Source organism: Rhizobacter sp. P5_C2, from assembly GCF_054049715.1.
In genome coordinates this window covers 22,749-31,315 of sequence record NZ_JBFULV010000078.1, presented here as the reverse complement: position 1 = coordinate 31,315, position 8,567 = coordinate 22,749, and the positions used below count along the sequence as shown (strand labels likewise).

General features: G+C 69.2%; 9 protein-coding genes. 5 read left to right on the top strand and 4 right to left on the bottom strand.

What is annotated here, in order from left to right; translation table 11 throughout:
* Positions 1 to 440: response regulator (locus tag ACXJLU_RS24195; RefSeq protein ID WP_457335374.1), on the top strand; the 440-nt coding region annotated here is incomplete at its 5' end.
* Between the two features lie 622 nt (positions 441 to 1,062).
* On the opposite strand, the gene ACXJLU_RS24190 is transcribed toward ACXJLU_RS24195, so the two are convergent.
* Together ACXJLU_RS24190 and ACXJLU_RS24185 are read right to left on the bottom strand one after the other, a co-directional pair.
* Positions 1,063 to 3,162, bottom strand: coding sequence for a M3 family metallopeptidase (locus ACXJLU_RS24190; protein WP_457335372.1), 2,100 nt, complete (start codon positions 3,160 to 3,162; stop codon positions 1,063 to 1,065).
* 55 nt (positions 3,163 to 3,217) lie between these two features.
* A complete protein-coding gene (locus ACXJLU_RS24185) occupies positions 3,218 to 3,715 on the bottom strand; it encodes a hypothetical protein (protein ID WP_073468502.1) in 498 nt (165 codons plus the stop codon).
* Positions 3,716 to 3,826: 111 nt separating this feature from the next.
* Here ACXJLU_RS24185 and ACXJLU_RS24180 point away from each other — a divergent pair, with 111 nt between their 5' ends.
* The gene (locus ACXJLU_RS24180) at positions 3,827 to 4,915 is read left to right on the top strand and encodes an oxidoreductase (RefSeq protein WP_457335370.1); all 1,089 of its coding nucleotides are present in this window, start codon (positions 3,827 to 3,829) and stop codon (positions 4,913 to 4,915) included.
* 13 nt (positions 4,916 to 4,928) lie between these two features.
* Positions 4,929 to 5,753, top strand: a complete 825-nt coding sequence (locus tag ACXJLU_RS24175; RefSeq protein WP_457335368.1) for an acyl-CoA thioesterase — start codon at positions 4,929 to 4,931, stop codon at positions 5,751 to 5,753.
* Between the two features lie 13 nt (positions 5,754 to 5,766).
* On the opposite strand, the gene ACXJLU_RS24170 is transcribed toward ACXJLU_RS24175, so the two are convergent.
* Together ACXJLU_RS24170 and ACXJLU_RS24165 are read right to left on the bottom strand one after the other, a co-directional pair.
* On the bottom strand, positions 5,767 to 6,159 hold the full coding sequence (locus ACXJLU_RS24170; protein ID WP_369823011.1) for a COG4315 family predicted lipoprotein: 393 nt from the start codon (positions 6,157 to 6,159) through the stop codon (positions 5,767 to 5,769).
* Positions 6,160 to 6,232: 73 nt separating this feature from the next.
* The gene (locus ACXJLU_RS24165) at positions 6,233 to 6,523 is read right to left on the bottom strand and encodes a hypothetical protein (protein ID WP_457335365.1); all 291 of its coding nucleotides are present in this window, start codon (positions 6,521 to 6,523) and stop codon (positions 6,233 to 6,235) included.
* 179 nt (positions 6,524 to 6,702) lie between these two features.
* Here ACXJLU_RS24165 and ACXJLU_RS24160 point away from each other — a divergent pair, with 179 nt between their 5' ends.
* Positions 6,703 to 7,854, top strand: coding sequence for a branched-chain amino acid ABC transporter substrate-binding protein (locus tag ACXJLU_RS24160; RefSeq protein ID WP_073468497.1), 1,152 nt, complete (start codon positions 6,703 to 6,705; stop codon positions 7,852 to 7,854).
* 88 nt (positions 7,855 to 7,942) lie between these two features.
* Positions 7,943 to 8,500: a YaeQ family protein gene (locus ACXJLU_RS24155; RefSeq protein ID WP_073468496.1), complete on the top strand. Its 558-nt coding sequence runs from the start codon at positions 7,943 to 7,945 to the stop codon at positions 8,498 to 8,500.
* Positions 8,501 to 8,567 lie beyond the last annotated feature (67 nt).

The following is an 8,567-nucleotide window of genomic DNA, read 5'->3' as shown; positions in this document are numbered from 1 at the left end:
GTGCGGCGCAGCCGGCGGCGATGCCGGCGCGGCAGCCTGCATCCTCGCCGGACAGGCCCCGCGGGCAACTGCTGTACATCGAGGACAACCCGGTCAATGTGCTGCTGGTCGAGGAACTGGTGCGCAGCCAGGCCGGCCTGTCGATCGAGTCGGCGCCGAGCGGCGAGGCCGGCGTGACGCGGGCCCGCGAACTGCAGCCCGACCTGGTGCTGATCGACATGCAGTTGCCCGATTTCGACGGCTTCGAGGTGCTGCGGCGGCTGCGGGCTCAGCCGGAGACGGCGGGCATCCGCTGCGTTGCGCTGTCGGCCAACGCGATGCCCGAAGACATCGCGCGGGCCCGCGCTGCCGGCTTCGACGACTACTGGACCAAGCCGATCGATTTCGCCGAATTCCTCGGGGGACTCGACCGTCTCTTTCCGCCGCCTCCTGCTGGGTGATCTTGCTGTGCGCGTGGGCAGAGCGGCCGGGGGCAGGCTGTGGGGGCTCAGCTGGAGCGGTCGGCGCTGGCGCGCCGACTGCACGAAGAAGATCGGCTTCGAGGGTGCATCGCCAAACTCCCTCCACTCACTTCGTTCGTTGTGGTCAAACAGTGGCGATGAGTCGGTCTACGAAGCACGCTGGCGCGTGCCACCCTCGAAACCAATCTTCTCCGTCGCCCCAGAAGTCGCCCCCACAGCCTGCCCCCGGCCGCCCCGCCCACGAACCGCGTGTGTTCGTAGCCCGGATGCCAATCCGGGGATCAACCTTCACTTCGGTGTTCACCCCCCAAAGGAGCACGGCGGTGTCGCAAAGGCGCGCGGGGGGAGGCCGTGGAGCGCCAATAGGGACGGGTCGCCGGAGCTGGCTGATTTCATGGCCCGCGTGCGCCAGCACGCTTCGTGAACTGACTGTCGCCGACTGTTTGACCACAACGAACGAAGTGAGTGACGGGAGTTTCGGCGACGGGCCATGAAATCAGACAGCGGAGGGCAGTCATCGCCCCCCAGGGGGCGATGACCGACCCGTCCGGCGCGCCACGGCCTCCCCCCGCGCGCCTTTGCCGCAAACGGACAGCGAAAGTCAGGAGGACGTCAACAGCCCCCGCTCACGCAGCATCGGCTCCACGGACGCATCGCGCCCCCGGAACGCTCGATACGTCTCCCCAGGCTCGCGGCTGTTCCCCACCGAATACACGTGCTTCCGCAGCCGCTTCGCGACCGCCGCATCGAACGGACTGCCCGCCTCGGTGAACGCGTCATAACCATCGGCGTCGAGCACCTCGGCCCACAGGTACACGTAGTAGCCGGCCGCATAGCTGGCGCTCGAGAACAGGTGCTGGAAGTGCGGCAGCCGGTGGTTCAGCCCGACCCCGTGCGGCAGCCCGATGCGCTCCAGCTCGGCCGCCTCGAACGCGACGATGTCGATGCCCTCGGGGTTGCCCACCGCATGCACCGCCATGTCGACCAGCGCCGACGCGGTGTAGCGCACCGTCTCGTAGCCCTGGTTGAACTTGCGCGCCGCCTGCAGCCGCTCGACCAGCGCATCCGGGATCGGCTCGCCGGTCTCGACGTGCCGCGCATGGCGCTTCAGCACCTCCGGCTCGGCCAGCCAGTGCTCGAAGATCTGCGACGGCAGCTCGACGAAATCGCGCAGCACGTTGGTGCCCGACAGGCGCTCGTAAGTCACGCTCGACAGCAGGCCATGCAGGCCATGGCCGAACTCGTGGAACAGCGTGGCCGCATCGTCGAAACTCAGCAGCGTCGGCGCGCCCGGCGAGCCCTTCGCGAAGTTGTTGTTGTTGACGACGATCGGCAGCACATCGCCGCCACCGATCACGTTGCGCGTCTGCTGCCGGTACGAGCCCATCCACGCGCCGCTGCGCTTGCTCGGCCGCGCGAAGTTGTCGTGCAGGAAGATGCCGACCAGCGCACCATCGCTGCCGCTCACCTCGTAGACCTTCACGTCGGGGTGGTACGCGCGGATGTCCTCGCGCACCGTGAAGCGCAGGCCGAACAGGCGTTGCGCACAGTCGAACGCCGCCTCGACCATGCGGTCGAGCGGGAAGTACGGCTTGACCGTCGCCTCGTCGAGGTCGTAGCGCGCCTGGCGCACCTTCTCGGCGTAGCAGCGCCAGTCCCAGGCTTCGATTTCCTGCGATTCACCGGGCGCTGGCCGCTGCGATTGCGGCAGCGTCAGCAGCAGCGCCTTCAGCGCCTCGCGCTCCTCGGCCACGCGCGCCTTCGCCGGCACCCACACCTGCTGCAGCAGCCGGTTCACCGCGGCCTGCGAGCCGGCCATCGTGTCGCCGAGCGCGTAGTCGGCATAGCTCGCATGGCCGTGCAGCCGGGCCTGCTCGGCACGCAGCTGCAGGATCTCGCGCGCCACCGGCCGGTTGTCGTGCGCGCCGTCGTGCTCGCCGCGCGACACCCACGCGCGCCAGGCCTGCTCGCGCAGATCGCGGCGCTCGGAGAAGGTCAGGAACGGTACGATGTGCGAACGCGACAGCGTGATCACCGCGGCGTCGATGCCACGGTCCGCACCGGCCTGGCGCGCGGCGGCGCGCACGAACTCCGGCAGGCCCGCCAGGTCGCGCTCGCCGCGCAGTTCGAGGCGGAAGGCCGATTCATCGGCCAGCACGTTCTGCCCGAACTGCGTCGTCAGCTCGGCCAGGCGCTCCATCACCGCGCCGTAGCGCTCGCGCGCCGCACCCTGCAGCTTGGCGCCGGCGCGCACGAACTCGAGGTGCACGCGCTCCAGCAGGCGGCGCTGCTCGGCGGTCAGGCCGAGCGACTCGCGCTGCGCGTACAGCGTGTCGATGCGCTGGAACAGCGCCGCATGCATGTAGATCGCATTGCCGTGCGCGGCCATGCGCGGCGCCAGTTGCCGCTCCACCGCCTGCAGCGCCGGCGAGGTCTCGCTGGAGGTGAGGTTGTGGAACAGGCCCTCCAGCCGCGCGAGCAGCCGGCCGCTGCGGTCGAAGGCCGCCAGCGTGTTGTCGAAGCTCGGGGCGGCAAGCTGCGCGCCGATCGCGTCGATCTCGGCACGCTGGTCGGTGAGCGCCACCTCGAAGGCCTCGGCGAAATGTTCGGGGCGGGCGGTGTCGAACGGCGGGAGCCCGTGCGGTGCCTCCCAGGGCTGCAGCAACGGGTTGTTCTGGCGACTGCTTGTGGCAACGGTCATGGCGGCTTCTCTCGGTCAGGGAAGAAGCCGCCGATTCTAGGAGGCAGGCCGCGCGTTACTTGCCGGCCTTGATCTGCAATTCCTCATCCTCGAAATAGCGACGGCCATCGCAATTGGCGATGTACGACGCCTTGTCGGCCTGCAGCGCCTCGACCTTGGTGTTGTACTCGGCGCTGCGGGCCTTGTAGGCCTCGACGGCCTTGTCGCGGGCGGCCAGGCGCTCGTTGAAGGCCTTCACGGCCGCCTCGTCGGTGGTGTCGATCGCGGCGCGGTCGGCCTTCAGCGCGTCGCCGGCGGCGGCGAGGTCGTCGCCTTCCTTCTTCAGCGGGGCCTGCAGCGGCAGCGTCTCGGCGAGCTGCGCTTTCACGCGGTCGTTCTGCGCCAGGCAGGCGCGCAGCTGTTCCTTGCTCAGGAAGGGCGCGCCGGGCTTGGCCTTGCCCAGCGTCGATTCCTTCTTCGGCTTGTCGGCCGCAAGGGCGGGCATGGCAGCCAGGCCGGCGATGCAGGCGGCGAGCAGCCAATGGGCGGCAGCGAAGCGGGGAGCGAAACTCATGGGCAGGGCATCCTTCTGAAAGTGCGGCGCGCATCATGCCATTGCCGCGCGGCCGGCTCCGTTACAGTGCCCCGCCACACTCCTCGGACATTCATTCGAAACATCGCCCTCATGCCTCCTCTCGTGCCCCATTCCTCCACCTCGGCCGTGCGTGTCGGCCTGGTCGGCTACGGCTTCGCCGGCCAGACCTTCCATGCGCCGCTGATCGCGAGCGTCCCCGGGCTGCGGCTGGCCGCCTTCGCGAGCAGCGACGCGGCCAAGGTGGCGCGCGACTGGCCGGGGCTGCCGGTCGAGGCCGATCCGCTGGGGCTGTGTGCGCGCGACGACGTCGACTTGGTCGTCATCGCGAGCCCGAACGACAGCCACCACCCGCTGGCGCTCGCCGCGCTGCAGGCCGGCAAGCACGTGGTCGTCGACAAGCCCTTCACCGTGACGCTCGCGCAGGCGCAGCAGCTGGATGCCGTGGCGCGCGAGCACCGGCGCGTGCTGTCGGTGTTCCACAACCGGCGCTGGGATGGCGATTTCCTGACGCTGCGCGCGCTGCTGGCGCGCGGCGAGCTGGGGCGCGTCGTCGAGCTCGAGTCGCGCTTCGACCGCTTCCGCCCGCTGGTGCGGCCGCGCTGGCGCGAGCAGTCGCCGGTCGGCGGCGGCCTGTGGTTCGACCTCGGCCCGCACCTGCTCGACCAGGCGCTGCAGCTGTTCGGCTGGCCGCAAACGCTGCGGCTCGACCTGGCGCGGCAGCGCGACGGGGCCGTCAACGACGACGCCTTCGATGCCCGCCTCGTCTACGCCGGCGGCTTGAGCGTGACGCTGCGCGCCAGCGCGCTGACCGCCCTGCCCGGCCCGCGCTTCGCCGCGCACGGCACGCGCGGCAGCTTCGTCAAATGGGGGCTGGATGCGCAGGAGGACGCGCTGAAGGCCGGCCAGCGCCCGCTGCCGGGCGCCGACTGGGGCGTCGACACGCAGGCGGCGACGCTGAGCACACTCAGCACGCTCGGCCCCGAAGGCGAGACGCTGCAGATGGGCGCCGTGCCGCTGCTGCGCGGCGACTACCCGGCGTACTACGCCGGCGTGCGCGACGCGATCGTCGCCGGCGCGCCGAACCCGGTGCCGGCCGCGCAGGCGATCGACGTGATGGCGCTGATCGAACTCGGTTTCCGAAGCGATGCCGAGCGGCGCGAGCTGCCGGCGATTCATTGATGTGAGGATTCCCATGGCCGACTTCATTCCCCTCTCCCAGTTGCTCGCGGCGCGCACGCGCGATGGCGATGCGGTGCGCTTCGAGGTCAGCGAAGACTGGCTGCAAGGCCGCACCTCGTTCGGCGGCCTGATCTCGACGCTGGCGGTGCAGGCGATGCGCGACGTCGCGGGCGCGGGCTGGCCGGCCGACGTGCAGTTGCGCGCGTTGCAGACGAGCTTCATCGGCCCGGTCGCGCAAGGCCCGGTGCAGGTGGCGGTGCGGGTGCTGCGCGAAGGCAGGAACGTGCGCCAGGTGCAGGCGCAGGTGCAGCAAGGCGGCGAGACCGCAGCCCTGCTGCTGGGCGTGTTCGGCAGCGAGCGCGAAACCACGCTGCCCGGGCTGGCGCCGGCGATGCCGGCGGCCGAGCGCGGTCCGGACGACACACCGGCGCTGCCGTTCATTCCCGGCATCGCGCCCAATTTCATGCAGCACCTGGACATGCGCTGGGCCGAAGGCGGGCTGCCGTTCACCGGCACCGACACCTGGCACAGCCGCATCCACCTGCGCACCAAGGGCGAGCCGCAGCCACTGCCGCTGGAACTGCTGACCGTGCTGCTGGCCGACGCCCCGCCGACGCCGGCGCTCAGCCGCTTCAAGCGGCCGACGCCGGCCAGTTCAGTGTCCTGGGAGCTGGAGCTGCGTCCGGTCGCGCACGAACTGCCGGCCGACGGCTGGTGGCGCATCGACACCGAGGCGCTGGCGGCGGCCGGCGGCTACGTGAACCAGGTGTCGAAGCTGTGGTCGCCGAGCGGCGACCTGGCGGCGCTGGGCTACCAGGTCGTCACGGTCTACGCCTGAGACCTGCGGACGCTCAAGGCGTGGCGGTGTGCCACACGCCGTTGAATCCGTCGCCGGTCTTGTCGCCCGGCTTCGCGTCCTTGGCCCAGAAGTACAGCGGCTTGCCCTTGAAGGCCCACTGCTTCTTGCCGTCGTCGCGGGTCACGACGCTCCAGTCGCCGTTTGCCTTCGCGGCATCGTCGGCCATCAGCGGCGGCCAGTTGGTCGCGCACGGGCCGTTGCAGACGCTCTTGCCGGTGCCGGCCGTGTCGCGGTCGAAGGTGTAGAGCGTCATGCTGTTGGCGCTGCCGACCAGCGCGCCATCGGCGGTCTTGGCCGGCGCCGGGCCGCCCATCATCGACGACATCGACGAGCAGGCGGCCAGCACGAGCGCGCCGAGCAGCGGAACGAGGGTCTTGGTCTTCATCATCTGGGTCTCCGTGGGTGTGAGGATCCCCTGTGTACGCCTGGAGGCCCGTCCCTATTGCAAACCGGGCGATCTATTTCTCGGCCGGCTTCTTCTTCAGCGCCTTGCCCAGCAGCTCGACCAGCAGCCCGGTCATGCCGCCCTCGTGCGCCACCGCCCGCTCGCTCAGCTGCTGCGCCAGCTCGGACGGCAGCTTGCAGGCGAACGGCACCAGCCCGGCGGCGGCGTCGCGGCGGCGCTGCTCACGCTTGTCGACCGGGGCCGTGGCCTCCTGGCCGAAGCGGCCGGGCACCCCGCCCGCCTTCAGCTGGTTGTTGAGCTTCAGGGCCAGGTTCTTGGCCAGGTCGAACTTCTTCTGTGTCATTTCACGAATTTGAATGGGCGGCGATGTGCGAATTGTCACCCCTGCGGCGATTTGGCAGTGAGTACCTGCCCCGCGGGGGGCACTGATGCAGATACATTTCTACTGAGACAACTTGTCACTGCTTCGTCTACGTCGTCGCACCGTTCGATGACGTTCGTTCACACTCTGGAGAACCCCGCATGCGCATTTTCCGTCCCGCCCGGCTGTCATCGGTCGTGGCTGCCGCCTCTCTCGCCCTGCTGGCGGCTTGCGGACCGAGCATCCCGCCCACCATCAAGATCGGCGTGGCACAACCGCTGTCCGGCCCGTCGGCCGCGCGCGGCCAGGACCTGCTGAACGGCGTCAAGATGGCGGCCGACGAGCTGAATGCCTCGGGTTTCAAGGTGGCCGGCAAGGTCGTGAAGATCGAGGTCGTCGCCGTCGACGACAAGGCCGACAAGGAAACGGCCAAGAAGGTCGCGCAGGAGCTGGTCGACCAGAAGGTCACCGCGGTGATCGGCCACCTGAGCTCGGACATCTCCGAGGTCACGATCCCGATCTACAAGAGCGCCAACATCCCGCAGCTGTTCACCTCGTCGGCGGTCGAACTGGCCAAGCTGGGCGACGGCAACACCTTCCGCCTGGTGGCCAATGACGGCCTGCAGGCCAAGGCGATCGGCGGCTACATCGCCGAGAGCCTGAACGCGACCAACGTCGCGATCGTCTTCGAAGACACCGCCTTCGGCCGCCCGATGAGCAAGGACGTGAGCGAAGCGCTCGGCAAGCTGAAGAAGAAGGTCACGCTGAACGAGTCGGTCAACAACAAGACCACCGACTTCGCCGCCTTCGTCGCCAAGCTGAAGGCCACCCCGCCCGACGTGCTGGTGGCCGTGCTGCGCGACAACCAGCTGCTGCCGCTGTTCGAGCAGATGAAGGCCGCCGGCCTGTCGGGCGTGCCGGTGCTGTCGACCAACTCGTCGAAGACCGAGAAGCTGGCCAAGTCGCCGAACGACGTGACCACGCTGTACGTCACCTCGAGCGCGCTGGAGCCGCGCGAGTTCGCGGCCGGCCCGACCTTCCTGAAGAAGTTCCAGACCGTCTTCAAGGCCGACCCGGTGTGGGGCGCCCACTACGCCTATGACGCGATGTACGTGATCGCCGATGCGATGCGCCGTGCGGACAGCGTCGATTCGGTCAAGCTGCGCGAAAAGCTGCACACGATCGACCCGGTGTCGCCGGTGACCAGCTCGATGCGCTTCACCGCCGACGGCGAGCAGGCCTATGGCGCGATCACGGTGTACCGCCGCCGTGACGGCCAGTGGGAACCGCTGATGCGCTCCGACCGCTGGTAAGCCGTTCCACGCTTCGCTGCGAATCTTCCTTCTGAAAGGGGTCTGGTCTAATCCAGGCCCCTTTTGCTTTTCCGGACGCCCTCCCGCCATGGCATTGAAAGCCACCATCTACAAGGCCACGCTGCAACTGGCCGACATGGACCGCAATGTCTATGGCGACCACGGCGTGACGATCGCGCGCCACCCGTCGGAAACCGACGAGCGGATGATGATGCGGCTGCTCGCGTTCGCGCTGAACGTGCCGGCCGACAACGACAACGGCGCGCTCGAGTTCGCCAAGAGCCTGTGGGACACCGACGAGCCCGACCTGTGGCAGAAGGACCTGACCGGCCAGATCATGCAGTGGCTCGAGGTCGGGCAGCCCGACGACAAGCGTCTGATGAAGGCCAGCCCGCGCGCCGAGCGCGTGGTGGTGTACAGCTTCAGCCACAGCACGCCGATCTGGTGGGGCGGCATCGCGACCAAGGTCACCCGCGCGCGCAACCTCGCCGTCTGGCAGGTGCCGGCCGAGCAGAGCCAGGCGCTGGCCGCGCTCGCGCAGCGCACGATGCAGCTGCAGGTGACGGTGCAGGACGGCACGGTCTGGGTCGGCGACGGCACGCGCAGCATCGAGGTCACGCCGCAGCGGCTCACCCCGGAACCGTGAAGCCCGAACCCTGAGAAACCCGGGGCTGCACACAAACCGTTCAAAAAACCGGCCCGGTGCTGGCAGA